Origin of the sequence: Virgibacillus dokdonensis, from assembly GCF_900166595.1 — a bacterium.
GTDB classification, from domain to species: Bacteria; Bacillota; Bacilli; order Bacillales; family Amphibacillaceae; genus Virgibacillus; species Virgibacillus dokdonensis.
The window spans coordinates 654,007-674,854 of sequence record NZ_LT745763.1 but is presented as its reverse complement, the minus strand read 5'-3'; the positions used below and the strand labels follow the sequence as shown (position 1 = coordinate 674,854).

Genomic DNA, 20,848 nt, shown 5'->3' with positions numbered 1-20,848 from the left:
CGTTTCCCCTAGTGTAAATTGAGAAGTAATCCACTTTCTTCTTTTTCCAATTTCCTTCAAATTACGGTGGCGCCGGGATACACGTTGTCTTTCATCAATCGTTAGTTACCAATACCTTCAACTCAGAGGCTTCATCTTCTTATCTGGCAAACTGTTAAATACCTGCATGGGAGAAACCTCTTCCATGCAGGTTTACCTTGGGTAATTCATAAGAACCGTAATCGCTCGAATGGGGGACTAATCGTACACGACGAACTTTCTGTAATTCCCATTAAAGTGCTATCATTTATAATGAAAGCCACTTTAAGGTAAAGAAGAAGCAACAAAATCATCCTGTCTCACACAGGAGACGCCATTCTCCTATTAAGGAACACGAGATTTTTCATACAAAGCAGCCTCTTCCTGTTTGTGAATATCCTTCAAAAGCTACCGCACGAGAAGGTCTATCATACAAAATGGCATGACTAAGCGCCATCTATTATACAGGAGTGCTTTTTCCGAACAATTATAAAATATTTACTGTTGGCTTTTTTGAACCAGGATTTCGATAAATGATACTTTCTAGTTTATCACTGGATGTTATTTTGACTTCTAAACCGTAATGGTCTGAAAACATTTCTTGGACTAATCCGTAAGCATATTGGGTAAAGCCAACTACTTCGCCTTTCCCATAAAACTCAATTGGGATCTCAAGCGTCATCTTTTGCAGTTCATCATTTACGTAGAATCCTTCACCGACAACACCGACATAATTCGGAAAATAACTAGCGATTTCCTTACCGAAATTCGTCACTAGTTCATGATCTTCAAAATAATCTTTTTTTCCTTCTTCTGACGGGAATAATACATACTTCTCTTTAATGGAGTCCCACTCCCCAACAGAAGAGCTGTCTGCTGGTATATTCGTTTTAGCGACAAAATTACCTGGAACAGGGGAAGATTGATCCTCTTCGCGATAAATTGCCATCATAATCGGAACATTTTCTAATCCTTCGATTTTACGTATATCTTCAAGAAGCTTATTAGCAATTTTATTTGCTTGTTTCATCATTTCTGATTTGCTAATATCCTCTTCGTACGTTGGACCACCCGTTTCCGTTTGAAATTGGTAGGTAGATTTCATCGCAATCCCGATCGAAACACCTGCTAGTGATACTGTATTATCGTCCTTTTTGACTAAATAATTTTGCTCTAGAATATGAGAAAGGTAACGAGGATTCTCCCTATGATACTTCTCCGACCCTCCTTCTTTCTTCTTTGGATTCAATGCATCAATCCACTCTATAACTGTTTCTTCATCAATGTATTGCCCTTCTTGGAATAAATACTTTTTGGGATCAAACACCGATTTAGAATGTCGCCGTAAGCCCTCCTCCACTTCGTCTATATCAAGACGATTAGCAACTTGACTTACAATCACACCTCTGGCTTTACCTGGCTTAAACGGAATAATCATTTTATAATTATCATCTGAAAGCTGATAGCTAGGAACAATCGCCTGCTCTTCATTTGAATTTGATTCTTTTTCCTGTAAAACTTCCTCTTCGTTCATATTGGGGGCGCAGCTCGTGAGCAGCAATAGTGCACCTATGAACCAAATCATTGTCTTTTTCACGATCCCACTCCCTCGTTTTTCATGACCTGCTCAAATTGAGATTCATCCCAAACTTCAACCCCAAGTTTTTCTGCTTTTGCTAACTTGGAACCTGCATCTACACCAGCAATGACTAAATCTGTCTTTTTACTGACGCTCCCAGTTACATTCCCACCTAAGTCTTCAATGAATTGTTTTGCTTCGGTGCGTGTATATATTTCCATTTTTCCTGTTAACACAACCGTTTTCCCGCTAAATGCACTTGTTTGAGCTGTTTCTGTAGGTTTTACGCCTAAATAAGACATATTAACACCAAGGCTACGCAATTCTTCTAAAAGATCCATCACTTGTTGTTCTTGAAAATATTGTACGATAGAGTCAGCCATTTTTTCGCCAATTTCATTAATTGCTACTAAATCATCATACGTTGCTTGTTGCAGCTTTTCCATCGTTTCAAATTCCATCGCTAATGTTTTGGCAGCCTTTGCTCCAACAAAACGAATGCCAAGACCAAATAATAATTTTTCCAGTGAATTTGCTTTTGAAGCTTCAATCGCTTCTAATAAATTGGTAACTGATTTTTCTCCCATCCGTTCCAGTTTTAAAAGTTCTGTTCTTTCCAGACGGTAAATATCAGCAATTGTTTTCACCAAATCAGCTTGGAATAGCTGAACGATTACCTTTTCTCCAAGGCCATCAATATTCATAGCATTCCTAGATACAAAATGGATAAGCCCTTCTTTTAGTTGCGCAGGGCAATTTGGGTTAATACAACGTAAAGCAACCTCTTCCTCTAAACGGACTAATTCACTGCCACATGCAGGACACTCCTCCGGCATATGAAATTCTTGCTCTTCCCCTGTTCGTTCTTCTACCACAGCTCGAACTACTTTAGGAATAATATCTCCCGCTTTTTTAACCACGACCGTGTCGCCAATGCGAATATCCTGTTCCCGTATTAAATCTTCATTATGAAGAGAAGCACGTTGAACAGTTGTGCCAGCAACTTTTACTGGATTTAAAATCGCTGTCGGTGTAACTACACCTGTCCTACCAACGCTTAATTCAATATCTGTCAGTTTCGTTACGGCTTCCTCAGCCGGAAACTTATAAGCAATTGCCCAACGTGGACTTTTTGCAGTATAACCTAATTTTTCTTGCTGGTTAATGTCATCTACTTTAATAACGATCCCATCAATTTCATAATCTAGGTGTGGTCGTTCTGTCGTCCAATATTGCACATACGCCATCACTTCTTCTACGGAGTCACATTTTCTCCATTCTGGGTTAACCTTTAAACCTAATTCTTTTAACCGTTCTAACCGTTCACTATGTTTCGTTACATTGCTATTATCCCATTCGCCAACCCCATACAAAAAAATGTCGAGGTTTCGTTTCGCGGCAATTTTCGGATCAAGCTGGCGTAAAGAACCAGCCGCTGCGTTCCGCGGATTGGCAAATGGTTCTTCCCCTTTTGCTTCTCGTTCTTTGTTTAAAGCTAAAAAGGATTTATGTGGCATAAACGCTTCTCCACGTATTTCCAATGTTTCATTTTCTCTAATTGTTAATGGAATGCTACGGATTGTTCGTAAATTACTTGTAATATCTTCACCTATCGTTCCGTCACCACGTGTTGCTCCACGAACAAACTTGCCATCTTCGTATGTTAAAGAAACTGCTAATCCATCAATTTTTAACTCACAAACGAAGCTTATTGTCTCTTCCATTCCTTGACTCGCCCTTTTAACAAAATCGCGAATATCTTGTTCATTAAAAGCATTTGCCAAGCTAAGCATAGGAATACGGTGCTCCACTTTATGAAATTCTTCCAGCGGCTCTCCACCAACACGCTGTGTAGGAGAATCTGGCTCTTGAAACTCTGGATACGCTTCTTCTAGCTCACGAAGCTCGCGCATTTTTTGGTCATAAACCGCATCTTCCACAGATGGCTTATCGAGCACATGATACTCATAATTATATTGATTTAAAAGCGTCGTAAGCTGTTTTATTTTCTCTTGTGCTTGTTGTTTGTCCATCCAAGCACCTCCCTTATTGTTTCGTAATTGGTGCAAATTTTGCTAGTACACGTTTAATGCCGACTGGTGCAGGGAAAGCAATATCAAGCTCCATTGCTTCACCTTCTCCACTTACTTTTACAACCGTACCAACGCCCCATTTTTTATGGTTCGCTTTATCGCCAGATGACCACATTTCATTTTCAGCACCGGATGTTTTCTGCATTTGCTGTGCTTTACGCTTCATCGGTTGCGCTCTATTCGGCTTCGGTTCTGTACTTCTTCTGCCAAACATGGCATCGTTAGCTACTTCGATACCTGCTATTAATTCTTCCGGTATTTCATTAATAAACCGGCTAATAGGATTCATATTCGTTCGTCCAAACAAGGTTCGCATACGCGCATGGGTGAGATAAAGTTCTTTTTCAGCACGCGTAATACCGACATAAGCTAATCGACGTTCTTCTTCCATTTCTTCGTCATCAAACATGGATCGGCTATGCGGGAAAACATTTTCTTCCATACCGATCAAAAATACAACTGGAAATTCTAATCCTTTTGCTGCATGTAATGTCATTAATGTAATTTTATCTTCTGCTTCTATTTCCTCTTCATCTACTTGATCAATATCAGCAATTAACGCTAAATCTGTCAAAAAGGCAACAAGTGTTTTATCTTCACTAGCTGCTTCAAAATCTTGCGTAACCGTCATGAATTCTTCTAAGTTTTCCAAACGGCTTTGTGCTTCGATAGATCGCTCATTTTTCAACATCGTTTCATAGCCGGTTCGCGTTAATACAGCCTCTACCATATCTGTAGCTGTTAAAAACTCCTGTTGTTGCGACAACGATTGAATGAGACTTGAAAATGCAGCAAGTGCGTTAGCTGCTTTTTTAGATACGCCCGTAAAATCGACTTCCTTCACTGCATCATTAATAGAGATATCGTGAAGAGCAGCATATTCGCGCAAACGTTCCACCGACGTTTTCCCAATTCCTCGTTTCGGCACATTGACAACACGCTCAAAGCTTAAATCATCATTAGGATTGGCAATTAAGCGCAAGTAAGCAATAATGTCCTTAATTTCTTTGCGCTCATAGAATTTCGTACCGCCTACCATTTGATACGCCATATTCGATTTCACCAAGGTATCCTCAATAGCACGAGATTGTGCATTCGTTCGATATAGTATCGCCACATCACTTGGGGAGTATTCCCCTTCTCGAGTTAATTGCTGAATTTTTTCCGTGACAAATAAAGCTTCCTCTTGCTCCGTTGCACCTTGAAAGTAATGAATTTGTTTGCCATCCTCATTTTCCGTCCATAGCTTTTTTGGCTTCCTGCTTGTGTTATTATCAATCACATGGTTCGCAGCAGCTAAAATAGACTTTGTCGAGCGGTAATTTTGTTCCAACATAATGGTTCTTGAGGTCGGATAATCCTTTTCAAAGGTTAGGATATTCGCAATATCAGCACCTCGCCAGCGGTAAATGGACTGATCGGAATCACCGACAACACATAAGTTTTGATAACGACTCGCTAGCATTTTTACAAGTGCATATTGCGCGTGGTTCGTATCTTGATACTCATCAACATGAATATATTGAAAACGGCGTTGGTAGTATTCCAACACTTCTGGTACACGTTTAAATAAATGAATGGTTTGCATAATCAAATCATCAAAATCAAGCGATTGGTTTTTTACAATCATCTTTTGATACGCTTCATATACTTGTCCTACTTGCCGTTCAAAAAAGTTACCTACGCGTTTATTATATTCTTCTGGTGTAATGAGTTCGTTTTTGGCAGCACTAATTTGACCAAGCATCGCCCTTGGTTCCATTTTTTTCGGATCTATATTCAAATTTTTAAGCACTTGCTTGACGACCGATAGCTGATCACTGCTATCTAAAATAGTAAAATTACTATTATAGCCAATGCGGTCAATGTCCCTACGTAAAATGCGTACACACATCGAGTGAAAAGTCGATACCCACATATACTCACTTTCAGGTCCAACTAACCTTTTCACACGTTCTTTCATTTCTCTAGCCGCTTTATTTGTAAATGTAATAGCTAGCACATTACGAGCAGAAACGTTCTTCTCTGCTAATAAATAAGCAATTCGATGCGTCAATACACGTGTCTTTCCACTTCCAGCACCAGCCATAATAAGGAGTGGGCCGTCCGTATGCATCACAGCTTCTCGCTGTTGTTGATTCAATCCTTTTAATAATGTTTCCTTTGTTTGACTCATTCTATCACCGCCTAACTGATTACTCTTTTACCGCAGAAACGGTTTGTAAAGCTTGCTTCATATTCGTATATATACTGTTGCCAACAACGATGACATCGGCGTTCTGTTTCATTTCCTTCGCTTGTGCAGCAGTTTCTATACCTCCACCGTAAAAAAGGGTGGCATGCTGTAACTGCGCTTTTACCTTGGCAACCAGAGCTGGATCGCCATATCTTCCGCTATACTCCAAGTAAAATATAGGCAAGTGAAATACTTTATCTACCATATACGCATAAGCAATGACATCTTCCTCATCTGGTAAATAACTATTCGTATAGGTAAATGCTTTTGCATCCTCGTTCAAAATGCAATACCCTTCAAAGAAAATTTCGCTAAACTCCATCATATCTACATAATCTTTAATGGCCTGATGTTGCATATCCATCATCCATTTTTTCTCTTTTGAATTAAGCACCATAGGAATATAATAATAATCAAATCCTGGCGTAATGGCATCCATGGATGATATTTCTAAAATACAAGGCACTGTATATCGACGAATGCGGGATAGTAAATCTAATACGCTGTCTAAGGTAATATTATCCGTACCACCAACGATAATTGCATCCGTACCAGACTCGCAGATTTTCTCTAAATCCTCATCCGTTATTTCTTTTGCTGGATCAAGCTTAAATATGTGTTCCCATTGTTTTAATAACGTATTCACGATTCAAATCCTCCATATTGTTTATCCGTTAGTTCATTATACCAAAAATCCTTTATGGAATGAACAAAGGCGCAAGCGCCCGTTTAGCAACGGAGTGGAACGAATCAACGAAAGTTTTAGGAATCATGCTCCTGCAACAGGAGTATGCCGGCGCCCTCCGGCAAGCCCGTCTTTAGTCGGCCTTCCTATTTAGAACGAACCGATGGTGACTTATCGTAGGGCGATTCGTGAAGTCGCCTAGTTGCTGGGTGTTGGAGCCGGACGGGGCTTATTCCGTTATTTGGTTATCCCATAGCATGAAATTTTTTATACTTACTTATCCTATTAGGAAAAAGGGGTGTTTTTTCCTAAAGTGCAATAAAAGACGCCACCAAAAAAATGGTGACGAATTTTTCTATACGATGATACCTATTTATCTTCCATTATCCGATCAAGCACGATTTTATAACCATCACTTCCGTAATTGATACATCTCCGTACTCGTGAAATAGTAGCCGTTGAAGCATTTGTCTTTTCTTCAATCGCATTATACGTAGCACCTTGTGTTAACATTTTAGCTACTTGCAGGCGCTGTGACAGCGATTGAATCTCAGACATTGTCGCTATGTCATCAAAAAAGTGGTAGCATTCTTCTTTATCTTTTAATGATAGGATAGCTTCAAATAGTTCATCTAAATGTTGTCCACGTAATTTATCAATTTGCACATCTCGGCCTCCTCCCCATTAATCAATTGATATCGTTACAATGTCTTGCAATCCAGGTTGTTGAGGAATAACATTAACCCATGTTTTCCCCGGAACAAACGGTACTTCCTTATTATTCTTTACAGGGATGATTCTGCCAGCTCGATTTTCCCATTGTATTTCTTGCATCACACCGTTTTGTAATAAATAAGCCTCACCGCCGGATTCTAAATCAATAGCGCGGCGTCCCTCTTGGTCAATTACTTGATGACTTGCTTCGATAATGAATACATTACTTATTTCAATTGGCTCTTCCGTATCCACTTCTACAGTTTGCTGCTCTCCATTATAGCGCTTATACGTTCCACTGTCCTCTTTAAATATATATTGTATCATTTCATTTGGATTATTTGCATAACTAACGGTAACCTTTGGTGCAGGAGAACCGGCAATTTCAGCATCCGTTTCAAGAAATGGCAATGATTCATATGTAGCAGTTACATCATACCCTTTTTCTTCCGCTATTTCATATATCGCATCGGTTTGTAAATACGAGTTATGAGGCGCTTTACGAAAAACCTCCCGTTTAAATAAGTTACCATCATTATCATAAAGCGAGCCGTTCAGATGGTCAATTCCTTTATCTTTCATCTTTTGATTAATAAAATCAGCAGCGCCGTGATGCACGTAAATAGCATTATACCCTTGGGCTAAATCAAAATAATACTCCCGCGCACTGCGAACAGGGCCAATAACATCAGGTAGCTCACTTTGGTAAAGCGCTAGAAATCGCGTAATGTTCCCTTCAGCTAGCATTTCGAAAACAATATCTGCTTGTGATAAACCCGTTTGCGGCCTTGCTTTTGGATGATTATTTACCATGACAGCAACCATTCTGTTATCTGTTGCTCCATCTGCAGAAAGACCTGTCAAAGCATATGCAGCATTTTTATCATCACCTTTTTCGTTGTCCTTCCCCACATCCTCTTCATCTTTACAACCTGCAATAAAAACAATTGCTATGATAACTACTAGGAATAAAACTTTTCGCATACTATTTCCTCCTTCGATTGCCTTTTCATATTGCATGCTCGACAGGGGGGTTATCAAATGCCCCCAATACGAGTAATGCGACTTCTTATCCTATAAAAAGTTTGGTCAGCGCTGTATTACACTTATTAGAAAAACTTGGCTTATCGCCAAGTCCTATGGCGGAAGCCGCAGTTTTTCTTATACTATAAACCTTTAAACTTTTTTGCTTTCCTATAGTAATATGGACTACAGCGCTTACCACGGTACGTTTGTTTATGGCTTTTTCTAACTTTTAATACATAACAAACAAGCTGCCTCGTTTATTATACGCTAACACATCGTTGCAGGGAATAGGAGCTCCTTTTGCTTCACATCCATAATTCCCTGTGGTGTAATACGCACATAAGGTAAGTGCGTAGAGGATAAGAAAAATATCGAATACACAGGGTCAGAAAATGGATACCCAAATGATTGTAAAATCTGTTTTAATTCTTTTTCCTGTTTAATCAGTTCGTCCATCTCTCCAGCATACATCATCCCACCAAGTTGGAGTGGAATTTCTAATAATATTTCTCCATGATGGACAATAACAATCCCCCCGCCTAACTCTTTTACACGTTTACCAGCAAGTAACAAATCACTTTTTCTTTTTCCAATAAATACAAAATCGCCAGACACAGAATAAGAGCTCGCAATAGCACCTAATTCATTCGTAAATCCTCGTAAAGTCGTATTCACACGCCATTTGCCATGTCGATCAAGTAAAATTAAAAAGGAATCCGTTGTTTCGGCAGGAAGTTCTTCAACGGTTATATCCACTTCAATTGGATATGGCGTCATAATCACATCGTTGACCATTTCCAAACCAATTGGAACGGAAAATTGTAATTCTTTATAGCTTATTTCCCAATCTAAATCTAGTGGCTTGATGTGATATTTTGACCACGGGATTTGGGCTTGCATTTTTTGCTGTTCGCCATGTTTTACAATCCATTTTCCTTTTGACAGCACACTCTCTGGATGAGGATTATCTTTTTCTGTTAAAATATTAATATGGGCAAATCGACCAGGCGCAATGCTTCCTAGCTGTTCTTCCATTCGTAAATGCTTAGCAGCGTAGAAACTGCCCATTAAATAAGCTTCTTCAATAGGTATTCCTTTTTTTATAGCAATGTCGATACACTGATTAATAAGCCCTGTTTCATAAAAAGCAGGTGTCGCTCCATCTGTTGTAAAGGTTAAATTTTCAAAGGATGTCAACCCTGCTGCAAGCATCTCCTCTATCAAATTTGGTAAATCGGGGCGTATCGATGAATATCGCAAGCCTACATGATAGCCTAGTCGTAGACGTCGTAAAATCTCCTCTCCAGAAATCGATTCATGATCCGCATTAACACCAAGTAGTTTCATTTTTGTTAAGGTCCGTTCAGAAGCGCCCGGGAAATGTCCTTCCACAGGTTTACGCTGATTTTTCGTTTCTTGAATCCAATATAATAAAATATCGTCACCTGCTAGGAGATCTGGCCAGGAAGTGAGTTCACCACCCTGAACTACCGCAGGATGTTTTACCCACGATAAAACATCTTCTGTCTGAAATAAACCATGCTCCCCCTGCAACTCCGTCTGCGGATCAAATCGAGCCCACCAATACATAGACACAGGGTGCTTGCTAAACTCCTCCAAAATCGAAAACGCTTTCTTTTTGTTTAACATAAATAACCATAATAAATTGTCATTGATTAATGTTGTTGTGCCTGTTTTAGCTGCGTGCAATGCCAATTGTTCCGGATTATACAATTGAAAGGGGTGGGCATGCGGCTCAATATAACCTGAAACGATATACTTCCCTGTACAGTCTACAACCTCTGTATCGTGTAAATTATCTGGCATTTGCTCCCCCACATAAACAATCCGATCTTCATACATCCAAATATTGGATTCTACCCATTGTTTCGTATACGCATTCAAGTAAGTCGCGTTTTCCAGCACGATCGTTGGAGCTACTTCTCCATCGACGACTCTGACATGCTGCCTCATCTCACGGTTCCTCCAATAAAATCCATTTCGTAACATGAACATCTCCCCCATAAACGTAACATTTGCTTTTATTATCTGAAGTTTCAATGCGTGGTTTTTTAAACACCAGGCAGTATAATTTCATCTGTTGTAAATCAATAAGTTATTTAAGTGTTTGAACTTTCTGCATGAAGATAAGATTTTTCAAAAAACCTTGGCTTGTCGTTCCATCTTCAAAGTAAAAGTCTTCTTTTTGCTTATACGATTAGAACAACTTGGCTTATCGCTACGTCTTGGCGAAAGCCTTTGCTTTTCTATAGTATAAAAAAATGACACACGCTTTCTTGTACATTAACATGTATCTAGTATAGGAACAAGTAAAAAGGAAAAAAATACCATGATTCATTGATAACGCCTTACTTTCGGTTGATGTTAGCTTAAATAACTACTTCTAAATTTATGACAGATACGTACGTCTTTAACTGACGAACGTCTCACCTTACACAAAGATGGTTAACTGCACTTCATTTTACCATATTTTCACATGCTATATTGTTTCAATTTTGTAAACGTTCATTATTATTTAAGTGTTGTAATAAAATAGCATTAGGCATAAAGCGCAGAAAGAATACCCAAAGTCTTTCTGATGAAAAACACTCGTCGTTTTGCTTATACTATAAAATAATGAATCTTACCTTTCCTATAGTGAAAAGAAAAAGGAAAAGGCTCCACCATCATTTACGATGTGTGGAGCCTTTTTCAACATGATTAGCAAGTTATAGGCACGCATTTATTTTGCAATGTCCGTTCGATAAAAGAATTCATCTCTATCTTTGAACACTTGGAGAGGCTCATAAGCAAACGAAGCCGCTTCATCAAGGGTATCCGCTACAGCTGCCGATACTAAAATACGACCACCATTTGTCACCATCCGTTCACCAATTTGTTTTGTGCCTGCATGGACAATCTCCGCAGGCGTAGCTGGCAATGCGGGAATGTCTATTCCTTTTTCATACTCATTTGGATAACCACTAGCAGCTACGACGACACCGACACAAGCTTTTTGCTCCCATTCAAGCTTCGGATCAATACCGTCTATTACATCTACACATACTTGTGCTAAATCATTTTTTAACAATGGCAAAACAACTTGTGTTTCTGGATCACCGAATCGAGTGTTAAATTCAATCACTTTTGGGCCAGTTTCCGTTTTCATGAGTCCTGCATAAAGCACACCGATAAATGGCCTTCCTTCTTCTATAAGTCCGTTCACTGTAGGCTGTAAAACATGTTTATACGTATAGTCCAAGTCTGCTTGTGTTACGTCTGGCACTGGCGCAAAAGCACCCATTCCGCCAGTATTCGGTCCTTGATCAAAATCAAATGCGCGTTTATGATCACGAGCAGGAACCATCGGATACACTTGGTCGTTATAAACAAAAGCCATTAAAGAGAATTCTTTTCCTTGTAAAAATTCTTCAATAACAATGGTTGTCCCTGCATCGGCAAATGTTTTTTCGACTAACATTTCTTCTACAGCGGCAAATGCAGCTTGTTTCGTTTCAGCTACAACAACTCCCTTACCAGCAGCAAGCCCGTCCGCTTTAATGACAATAGGCACTCCTTTTAATTCAATATATGCTTTTGCTTTATCCACATCTGTAAATGTTTCGTGAACAGCAGTTGGTATATGATACTTGTCCATAAATTGTTTCGCAAATTGCTTGCTTCCTTCAAGGATAGCAGCTTCTTGTGTTGGAGCAAAGATACGTAACCCTTCTCTTTGAAAAGCGTTCGCAATGCCTTTATTTAATGGATTTTCGGGACCGACAATCGTTAAATCAATTGCCTTTTCCTTAGCAAAATCGATTAACCCTTGGGTATCCATTTCATCAATAGAGACACAAGTAGCTTGCTCTACCATCCCGCCATTTCCTGGAGCTACGTATAATTGAGTAACCTGTCCACTTTCCCTTAATTTCATTACAATACTATGCTCTCTACCACCACGACCAATGACTAGAATGTTCATGAAACGAAAAGCTCCTCTCCAAATTAATGTTTGAAATGACGTATGCCCGTAAAAATCATTGCAATCCCATATTGGTTACAAACATCAATGGAATCTTGATCGCGCTTAGAACCGCCTGGCTGAATAATAGCAGTAATTCCTGCTTTCGCAGCGGCTTCCACTGTGTCTGGCATAGGGAAAAATGCATCCGAAGCCATAACTGCTCCTACTGCATGCTCTTTCGCTTGCTCAATGGCAATGTTTGCAGCGCCAACTCGATTCATTTGTCCTGCACCAATACCGACCGTTCGATTCTCTTTTGCCAACACAATCGCATTGGATTTCACATGTTTGACTGCCTTCCACGCAAAGAGTAATTGCTCCTTCTCTTTTTCCGTGGGCTCTCGTTTCGTAGCAACAGTAACATCGGAGGCTGTAATTTGTTCCTCATCTTTCGTTTGAATTAACATACCACCAACAACCGATGTATATTTGTTTTCGATTACTTTATTTACTTGTCGAGGCAATTTCATAAGACGAATATTTTTCTTTTCAGTTAATATTCGCAGTGCTTCTTCTGTAAAGCCTGGTGCGATTACAATTTCTAAAAAGATGTCGCTTAACTGCAGCGCCGTCTCCTTATCCACTATTTGATTGCAAGCAACAATTCCCCCAAATATGGAAACAGGATCTGCCGCATACGCATGTGCAAATGCTTTTGCAAGCGTATCTGCTGTCCCAATTCCACATGGATTCATATGTTTTACCGCGACAGCTGTAGGTGCGTTGTAATCTGCCAAAATCTCTAAAGCCGCATTCGCATCTTGGATGTTGTTATAGGAAAGCTCCTTCCCATGCAATTGTTCACTTGTAGCCAATCCTTGCTGTTTCGTAACCGGTTGCTTATAAAAAGCGGCTGCTTGATGTGGATTTTCTCCATAACGTAGCGTCTGTACCTTTTCATATGTAATCGTATAATGATCTGGAAATGCTTCTCCAGTGCTTTCTGTAAAGTAAGAGGCAATAAGTGCATCATATGCTGCTGTATGTTGGAATACCTTCGCAGCTAACTGCTGACGTTGTTCTAACGTAACTTCACCAGTTTGCAATGCTTGGAGTACGCTTTCGTAATCGGTTGGATCAACAACCACGGTTACCGCCTGATAGTTTTTAGCCGCTGCTCGCAACATCGAAGGACCACCAATATCAATATTTTCAATGATTTCCTCATGAGAAGCTGCTTTGTTCGTTACCGTCTCCCTAAAGGGGTAAAGGTTAACAACAACAAGATCAATTGGCGTAATAGCATTCACTTCAAGCTCTTTCAGATGTGCTTTGTTCCCCCGTTTTGCGAGTAATCCACCATGAATGTTTGGGTGCAATGTTTTAACCCGACCATCTAATATTTCTGGAAAAGCAGTTATATCTTCCACAGCAGTTGCTGGAATATGAGCTGCTTGTAATGTATGGAGCGTTCCACCTGTTGAAATAATCTCATATCCTGCCTGGACTAATTCATTTGCAAACGATGTAATTCCTTCTTTGTCATATACACTTATTAATGCTCGTTTTTTCATAGTTCTCCCTCATTTTGTACTAATTGTTTAATTATTTTTGGATATAGCTTATGCTCGACTTGCTGGATGCGTTTTGTTAATGAACGAATCGTATCATCTGGATACATATCGACTGTTTGTTGAGCGATGATCGGTCCTGTATCAATACCTTCATCGATAAAATGAATGGTTACCCCTGTTTTGTCCACTTTCGCTGCAAAAGCTTGCGTAATCGCATCTTTCCCAGGGAAATCGGGCAACAACGAAGGGTGGATATTCACGATTTTACCTTGATACGCATGTAGTAAATAGGAACCTACAATACGCATATATCCTGCTAAAAAAATCCACTGGACACGCGCTTTTTTTAATACAGTCACCAATTCTCTTTCATATGCTTCTTTCGTGGCATATTGCTTCGGGTCGAACTGATAGACAGGAATTTGATGTTGCCTTGCTTTTTCTATGACGGCTGCCTCAGGTCTGTCACAGATTAATAAAACGATCTCACAAGCCAAGTCACTTTCGTCAAGCATGGCTTGAAAATTACTGCCTGCCCCGGAAGCAAATACGGCTGCCTTCACCCGACTCATAAACGTATGTGCACTCCTTTTTGTTCCGTCACCGAACCAATAATAGATGCCTTCTCCCCTGCTGTTTCTAAGTGATCCATAACTTCTGACACATGCTGTTTCGCAACAACGAGTGCCATCCCAATTCCCATATTAAACACACCGAACATTTCCTCTGTCGCAATCTTTCCTTGTTGTTGTAAAAATGGAAAAATTTCTGGTATGTCCCACGCCTTTGTATCAATATCCACTCCTAGATTTTCTGGTACCATGCGTGGGAAGTTTTCGTAAAAACCTCCACCTGTAATATGAGCTACACCTTTTATATACCCTGTTTTTAAAACGCTTTGTATCGACTTCGCATAAATACGTGTTGGCGTAAGTAATGCTTCTCCTAGAGGTTCACTTAAACTATAAGATTGATCAAAAGCTAAATCGGCCGTTAACTTACGCACGAGCGAATAGCCATTAGAATGTATACCACTTGATACCAATCCGATAATAGCGTCTCCGGATTGGATGTTTTCTCCTGTAATGAGTTCTTTTTTCTCGGCAATGCCAACGCTAAAGCCAGCTAAATCATATTCACCAGCTTGATACATCCCTGGCATTTCAGCTGTCTCTCCACCGATTAAAGCTGCATCTGCCTGAACACAACCTTCTGCAATCCCAGCTACAATTTGTTCTATTTGCTTCGGATCATTTTTTCCACAAGCAATATAATCAAGGAAAAAGAGTGGTTTTGCCCCTTGAGCAACAATATCATTGACGCACATCGCCACAACATCAATTCCAATGGTACGATGCTGATCCATAGCAAACGCGAGCTTCAATTTTGTTCCTACCCCATCTGTTCCTGATACAAGTACTGGCTGTTCGTAGGAAAAGCCTGACAGATCAAACAGACCGGCAAATGCACCAATTTCACCTAGCACTTCCTTTTTTTTCGTTCGCTCGATATGCTTTTTCATTCGTTCCACAGCTTCGTAGCCTTTCTCAACGTCTACGCCAGCTTGTTTATATACATTTGCCACTATGGTCACTTCTCCTTTTCTATCATCTAAAGTTAATGCTGCATAAGCCTTCACTCTAACCTTAATTATTTCATGACGGAGGCTATCGTTTTTCTTATCCTATAAACCTTTAAACCTATACTTTCCTATAGGAAAATAAAAGGAGACACTTGTTTGTCCGATTCCATGGAGAGCGGATATTTACCAGTCATACACGCTGTACAAACGCCTTGATGGATCGTCTTATCTTTTAATATTGCTTTTTCCATACCTGCCTCTGACAAATACGCTAGACTATCTCCGCCAATGATTTCTCTTATTTTATCTTGTTCATAATTTGCTGCAATTAACTCTTTTCTTGTCGACATGTCAATCCCGTAGTAGCAAGGATGTTGAATAGACGGGGAAGCAATTCGCACATGCACTTCTTTTGCACCAGCGTCTTTTAACATATGCACAATCCGCTTACTCGTTGTGCCACGGACGATGGAATCATCAATCATAACGACTCGCTTTCCTTCAATGATACTTCGAACTGGGGATAGCTTAAGCTTCACCCCTTGCTCTCGTAATTCTTGGGAAGGTTGAATAAAAGTTCTACCAACATAACGGTTTTTAATAATCCCCATCTCATATGGAAGCCCACTTTCCTCAGCGTAACCAATCGCAGCTGATGTACTAGAGTCAGGCACGCCAACAACGATATCTGCATCTGCCGGAGCTTCTTTGGCAAGTTCCCGACCCATGTTTTTCCTTGACGCATGCACATTTACTAAATTTACATCGCTATCTGGTCGGGATAAATACACATATTCCATGGCACACATTTTTCGTTGTTCTCGCATAGCAAATCGTGTCGACGTAAGACCATGATCGTCAATCGTAATGAGCTCACCTGGTAATACTTCCCGTTCAAATGTGGCGCCAATCTGCCCGAATGCGCATGTTTCCGAAGCAACGACATAGGCATCTCCTAATCTACCAATCGATAATGGACGAATGCCGTGCGGGTCTAGCGCAACAAACAGCTGCTTTTCCGTCAAAATTAAATAGGCATAGGCACCTTGTACTTGATTTAATGCTTCTGTAATGGAAACCTTCGACACTTGGTTCCCATTACGTTTGATTAAATGTGCCAATACTTCTGTATCGGATGAAGTTTGCAATATGCTTCCTTCTTCTTCTAATTCTGCTCGCAAAGCATAGGCATTCATTAGATTGCCATTATGCGCAAGCGCCATACTCCCTTTTTGGGAATGGAACAATAAGGGTTGCACATTCTCTACCGTTTTAGCACCTTGTGTTGAATAACGGACATGTCCAATCGCTACATCACCTTGTAACATTGAAAAATCTGCATGCTTAAAAACATCATTCACTAATCCGACATCTTTATGCACTTTTAATTGCTGTCCATCACTGACAACGATACCAGCACCTTCTTGACCACGATGTTGCATGGAATGTAACCCGTAATACGTCAGTTCTGCCGCTTTTTCATGCCCCCAGATACCGAACACGCCACATTCTTCCCTTATGCCTTTGTCTTCAGCATGCATGGAATGGCTCCTTTCCATTGTGCTTGTAATAAAGCAACAGATTCAGACACATATTCCTGCTCATTGATAGAAATCGTAAGTTGCTTATCCGTTGTAACTTCCCCAATCTCAACGGCATCTTCCACGATATGCACAAAATTTTCTTGTTTATTTTCTGGAACAGTTACAAGGAATCGAGACTGTGTTTCACTAAATAACATCACTGTCGGGTCACCAGATAACTGTACAGTCGCCCCCAATGTATGCTCAGCAAACAGGCTTTCCGCTAAAGCAACCGCCAAACCACCTTCAGCAACGTCATGTGCTGATGATACGACCCCTTGTTGGATTGCTTTTAATAGCTGATCTTGCCGTTTTTTCTCGACGTCTAAGTTTATTTGTGGTGCTTTTCCTGCATACTTTCCTTGCACAAGTCGCTGTAGCTCACTACCCCCAAAATCGCACGCCGTTTCTCCAATAACATAAATACGATCTCCTGCTTGTTGAAAGAAGCTCGACGTAATATGATCCAGTGATTCATGTAGCCCAACCATCCCTACCACAGGAGTCGGAAAAATCGCCTTTCCGCCTGACTGGTTATACAAGGATACATTTCCACTAATTACAGGCGTAGCTAACGTTTCACAAGCAGCTACCATGCCTTCCACGCTTTTTTCCATTTGCCAAAACACTTCAGGATTCGTTGGGTTGCCAAAGTTCAATCCATCTGTTAACCCGAGTGGCTTAGCACCTGAACAAATAATGTTACGAGCCGCTTCTGCAACGGCAATTTTTCCACCTGTTTCAGGATCTAAGTAAATGTATCGAGAATTACAATCCGTTGTCATTGCTAACGATTTATTCGTACCTTGAATACGCACTACCGCTGCATCAGAACCTGGTGTAACGACTGTATTTGTTTGCACCATAGAATCATACTGATCGTAAACCCATTCTTTAGAAGCAATTGTCGGTTGCTGTAACAGTTGCTTGAACATCTGTGCATGATCTTTAACAACTGGCACTTCTTGCTTCATTTGTTGAAAAGCTTGGAAATAAGCAGCTTCTTTAGCAGGTAAATGATACACTGGAGCTTCTTCCGCTAATGCGTCAACTGGAATATCAGCCATCAATTTGCCATGTTGGAAAATACGAAAGGTCTTTTCCTCAATGACTTCACCAACTGCTACTGCCTGCAAGCCATACTTTTGGAATACTTCGATAATTTCCTGTTCACGTCCTTTTTTAACCACGAGCAACATCCGTTCTTGTGATTCAGAAAGCATTAGTTCATACGCTGTCATATTTGCTTCTCTTTGTGGTACATGATCTAAATTCATCTCCAAACCTGTCCCAGCCTTACTAGCCATTTCACTAGCAGAAGAGGTTAAACCAGCAGCACCCATATCTTGCATGCCTACGAGCGCATCTGACTGGATTACTTCTAAACATGCTTCAATCAGTAATTTTTCCATAAATGGATCGCCAACTTGTACTGCAGGACGATCTTTTAATGAATCCTCCGCCAAATCATCGGAGGCAAATGTCGCACCATGAATACCATCCCGACCTGTTGGCGCTCCAGCATAAAGGACCGTATTCCCCACACCAGCGGCAATCCCTTTTTGAATATCGTCATGCTTTATTAAACCGACACACATGGCATTTACTAATGGGTTCTCCTGATAACAGTCATCAAACTGCACTTCTCCACCAACTGTTGGAACACCGACACAATTCCCATATCCTGCGATACCGTCAACAACACCGGAAAATAAATATTTCGTCCGTTCATTTGTTAATGGACCAAACCGCAGCGAATTCAAGAGAGCAATCGGACGTGCGCCCATAGAGAAGACATCACGAATAATGCCACCAACGCCTGTTGCCGCACCCTGATACGGTTCGACTGCAGACGGATGATTATGACTTTCGACTTTAAAAACAACAGCCTGCTCATCGCCAATATCAATAATCCCTGCCCCTTCGCCAGGACCTTGCAACACATGCGGGGCTTTCGTTGGGAACTTTTTCAATAATGGTTTAGATGATTTATAGCTACAATGCTCGGACCACATGACGGAAAAAATCCCTGTTTCCGTATAATTCGGTCTGCGCCGTAAAATATGTTTCACCATCTGGTATTCTTCATCATTTAAACCCATTTCTTTATAAAGCGCTTCATTTTCAATTTGCTCTGGGCTTATTTCATGCGTTTGCAACATAAGTTTCCCTCCAATTATGAATCAATGACTGAAATAAACGTAAGCCATCCGCGCTGCCTAACAATTGTTCCACAGCACGCTCTGGGTGCGGCATCATTCCAAGAACATTCCTTTCTCTATTTACAATTCCAGCAATATTCTCTATAGAGCCATTGGGATTATTTTGATAGGTAAACACAATTTGCTTATGTTCTATTAATTCTTGCAATGTCGCTTCATCACAGTAATAATTTCCTTCACCGTGCGCAATGGGTAATTGGATTGTTTCTCCTTCACTATACGCCGTTGTAAACATGGTTTGATTGTTCTTTACCGTTAACACTTCTTGATGACACATAAACGAAAGATTTTTATTGCGCAATAACGCCCCAGGAAGTAAAGCCGACTCCGTTAAAATTTGAAAACCATTACAAACACCTAGTACAGGCCTACCTTTTGCGGCGTGTTTTTTTACTTGTTGCATCACATTTGACGTTGCTGCAATTGCGCCTGTACGCAAGTAGTCTCCATAAGAAAAGCCGCCAGGAAGAAGAATGGCATCATAGTTATCTAGATTAGCAGTTTCATACCATAATAGATCAGCATCTGCTCCTAAAACGTTTGCTACTGCCCTGTACATATCTCGATCGCAGTTTGAACCAGGAAAGGCGATGACAGCAAATTTCACGACTGAACAGCCTCCTCCATCGTAACTTGATAATTTTCAATGACCGGATTAGCTAATAATTTATCGCACATTTCTTTAATACGAGCTTCTATATGAGGTCCTTCCTCTACTTGTAGCTCAATCATTTTCCCCACTCGTGCTTCCTCTACTTCTTCGTAACCTAACGCATGTAAAGATTGTTGAATAGCTTTTCCTTGTGGGTCAAGCACCCCTTCTTTAAGCGTAATATGCACCTTTACTTTTTTCATTTTTGCTCCTCCAGTCGGTTTAATATTTCTTCATATACAGCGAGCAGGTCACCCGTTCCTTGACGAAAGACATCTTTATCCAATTTTTCAAATGTTGCGACATCCCAAAGTCTACACGTATCTGGGGAAACTTCATCTGCAAGCACGATGGAGCCACTTGCGAGCCTGCCAAATTCTAACTTGAAATCCACTAATTGAATACGAATAGCTTGAAAAATATGCTGCAAATGGTTGTTAATCGCTCGTGCCTTTGTTTTAATTTCCTGCAATTCAGCTTGTGTAATAGACGCAACGAGTAATGCATGCTCATCATTAATTAACGGATCACCGAGCGCATCGTCTTTATAAAACAATTCCACAATTGGCGGTTCAAAGACTGTTTTTTCTTCAATCCCAAGGCGCTTCGTAATGCTGCCAGCGGCAACATTACGAACGACAACCTCAAGCGGAATAATTTCCGTTTGCCAAACGAGCTGTTCTATTTCATTTAAACGCTCGATGAAATGTGTCTTTACTCCTTTATCCTGTAGCATAGAGAAAATATGTGCTGCTATTTCGTTGTTCAAGCGACCTTTACCTGGAAATACTGATTTTTTTTCACCATTAAATGCCGTTGCGTCATTTTTATAGGAAAGGATGAGCCTTCCAGCTGCATCTTTTGCTTCATATACTTGCTTTGCCTTCCCTTCATAAAGTAAGGCACCCTTCATGTTA

At 40.3% G+C, this 20,848-nt stretch carries 16 protein-coding genes; all 16 read right to left on the bottom strand.

Annotated features, from left to right (window positions below):
- Positions 1 to 505 precede the first annotated feature (505 nt).
- The gene (locus tag B2C77_RS04905) at positions 506 to 1,615 is read right to left on the bottom strand and encodes a CamS family sex pheromone protein (RefSeq protein WP_077702623.1); all 1,110 of its coding nucleotides are present in this window, start codon (positions 1,613 to 1,615) and stop codon (positions 506 to 508) included.
- Entirely contained in the window at positions 1,612 to 3,630 is a 2,019-nt protein-coding gene (ligA, locus tag B2C77_RS04900; protein ID WP_077702622.1) for an NAD-dependent DNA ligase LigA, read from the bottom strand. Before ligA ends, B2C77_RS04905 begins: the two co-directional genes overlap by 4 nt.
- A 13-nt stretch (positions 3,631 to 3,643) precedes the next feature.
- Entirely contained in the window at positions 3,644 to 5,866 is a 2,223-nt protein-coding gene (gene pcrA, locus B2C77_RS04895; protein ID WP_077702621.1) for a DNA helicase PcrA, read from the bottom strand.
- A gap of 19 nt (positions 5,867 to 5,885) precedes the next feature.
- Positions 5,886 to 6,572 (bottom strand): heptaprenylglyceryl phosphate synthase, encoded by a 687-nt coding sequence (gene pcrB, locus B2C77_RS04890; RefSeq protein WP_141130684.1) that lies wholly within the window; start codon positions 6,570 to 6,572, stop codon positions 5,886 to 5,888.
- Positions 6,573 to 6,980: 408 nt separating this feature from the next.
- Positions 6,981 to 7,277 carry a YerC/YecD family TrpR-related protein gene (locus B2C77_RS04885; protein ID WP_077702619.1) on the bottom strand — a complete coding sequence of 99 codons (297 nt, stop codon included), beginning with the start codon at positions 7,275 to 7,277 and terminating at the stop codon, positions 6,981 to 6,983.
- An 18-nt stretch (positions 7,278 to 7,295) separates the two neighbouring features.
- Positions 7,296 to 8,309 (bottom strand): DUF3048 domain-containing protein, encoded by a 1,014-nt coding sequence (locus B2C77_RS04880; RefSeq protein WP_077702618.1) that lies wholly within the window; start codon positions 8,307 to 8,309, stop codon positions 7,296 to 7,298.
- Between the two features lie 309 nt (positions 8,310 to 8,618).
- Positions 8,619 to 10,361, bottom strand: a complete 1,743-nt coding sequence (locus B2C77_RS04875; RefSeq protein WP_077702617.1) for an adenine deaminase C-terminal domain-containing protein — start codon at positions 10,359 to 10,361, stop codon at positions 8,619 to 8,621.
- Positions 10,362 to 11,094: 733 nt separating this feature from the next.
- Positions 11,095 to 12,336 carry a phosphoribosylamine--glycine ligase gene (gene purD / locus B2C77_RS04870; RefSeq protein WP_077702616.1) on the bottom strand — a complete coding sequence of 414 codons (1,242 nt, stop codon included), beginning with the start codon at positions 12,334 to 12,336 and terminating at the stop codon, positions 11,095 to 11,097.
- Between the two features lie 23 nt (positions 12,337 to 12,359).
- A complete protein-coding gene (gene purH / locus B2C77_RS04865; protein ID WP_077702615.1) occupies positions 12,360 to 13,892 on the bottom strand; it encodes a bifunctional phosphoribosylaminoimidazolecarboxamide formyltransferase/IMP cyclohydrolase in 1,533 nt (510 codons plus the stop codon).
- On the bottom strand, positions 13,889 to 14,464 hold the full coding sequence (gene purN / locus B2C77_RS04860; protein WP_141130683.1) for a phosphoribosylglycinamide formyltransferase: 576 nt from the start codon (positions 14,462 to 14,464) through the stop codon (positions 13,889 to 13,891). The genes purH and purN overlap by 4 nt, the downstream gene beginning before the upstream one ends.
- Complete coding sequence (purM, locus tag B2C77_RS04855; RefSeq protein ID WP_077702614.1) at positions 14,461 to 15,477, bottom strand: phosphoribosylformylglycinamidine cyclo-ligase; 1,017 nt, start codon at positions 15,475 to 15,477, stop codon at positions 14,461 to 14,463. Before purM ends, purN begins: the two co-directional genes overlap by 4 nt.
- Before the next feature lie 125 nt (positions 15,478 to 15,602).
- Positions 15,603 to 17,015: an amidophosphoribosyltransferase gene (gene purF / locus B2C77_RS04850; RefSeq protein ID WP_077706833.1), complete on the bottom strand. Its 1,413-nt coding sequence runs from the start codon at positions 17,013 to 17,015 to the stop codon at positions 15,603 to 15,605.
- Positions 16,991 to 19,219, bottom strand: coding sequence for a phosphoribosylformylglycinamidine synthase subunit PurL (purL, locus tag B2C77_RS04845; RefSeq protein WP_077702613.1), 2,229 nt, complete (start codon positions 19,217 to 19,219; stop codon positions 16,991 to 16,993). The genes purF and purL overlap by 25 nt, the downstream gene beginning before the upstream one ends.
- Positions 19,203 to 19,886 (bottom strand): phosphoribosylformylglycinamidine synthase subunit PurQ, encoded by a 684-nt coding sequence (gene purQ / locus B2C77_RS04840; RefSeq protein ID WP_077702612.1) that lies wholly within the window; start codon positions 19,884 to 19,886, stop codon positions 19,203 to 19,205. Before purQ ends, purL begins: the two co-directional genes overlap by 17 nt.
- Entirely contained in the window at positions 19,883 to 20,134 is a 252-nt protein-coding gene (gene purS / locus B2C77_RS04835) for a phosphoribosylformylglycinamidine synthase subunit PurS (protein WP_077702611.1), read from the bottom strand. Before purS ends, purQ begins: the two co-directional genes overlap by 4 nt.
- On the bottom strand, positions 20,131 to 20,844 hold the full coding sequence (gene purC / locus B2C77_RS04830) for a phosphoribosylaminoimidazolesuccinocarboxamide synthase (protein ID WP_077702610.1): 714 nt from the start codon (positions 20,842 to 20,844) through the stop codon (positions 20,131 to 20,133). The genes purS and purC overlap by 4 nt, the downstream gene beginning before the upstream one ends.
- Between the last annotated feature and the right edge of the window lie 4 nt (positions 20,845 to 20,848).

What these genes read in the sequence shown, in the direction of transcription:
- B2C77_RS04880 (WP_077702618.1), bottom strand. Translation starts at nt 8,309, where the DNA reads ATGCGAAAAGTTTTATTCCTAGTAGTTATCATAGCAATTGTTTTTATT.
- purD (WP_077702616.1), bottom strand. Translation starts at nt 12,336, where the DNA reads ATGAACATTCTAGTCATTGGTCGTGGTGGTAGAGAGCATAGTATTGTA.
- purS (WP_077702611.1), bottom strand. Translation starts at nt 20,134, where the DNA reads ATGAAAAAAGTAAAGGTGCATATTACGCTTAAAGAAGGGGTGCTTGAC.
- ligA (WP_077702622.1), bottom strand. Translation starts at nt 3,630, where the DNA reads ATGGACAAACAACAAGCACAAGAGAAAATAAAACAGCTTACGACGCTT.
- pcrA (WP_077702621.1), bottom strand. Translation starts at nt 5,866, where the DNA reads ATGAGTCAAACAAAGGAAACATTATTAAAAGGATTGAATCAACAACAG.
- purC (WP_077702610.1), bottom strand. Translation starts at nt 20,844, where the DNA reads ATGAAGGGTGCCTTACTTTATGAAGGGAAGGCAAAGCAAGTATATGAA.
- purL (WP_077702613.1), bottom strand. Translation starts at nt 19,219, where the DNA reads ATGTTGCAAACGCATGAAATAAGCCCAGAGCAAATTGAAAATGAAGCG.
- purH (WP_077702615.1), bottom strand. Translation starts at nt 13,892, where the DNA reads ATGAAAAAACGAGCATTAATAAGTGTATATGACAAAGAAGGAATTACA.
- purF (WP_077706833.1), bottom strand. Translation starts at nt 17,015, where the DNA reads ATGCATGCTGAAGACAAAGGCATAAGGGAAGAATGTGGCGTGTTCGGT.
- B2C77_RS04875 (WP_077702617.1), bottom strand. Translation starts at nt 10,361, where the DNA reads ATGTTACGAAATGGATTTTATTGGAGGAACCGTGAGATGAGGCAGCAT.
- purN (WP_141130683.1), bottom strand. Translation starts at nt 14,464, where the DNA reads ATGAGTCGGGTGAAGGCAGCCGTATTTGCTTCCGGGGCAGGCAGTAAT.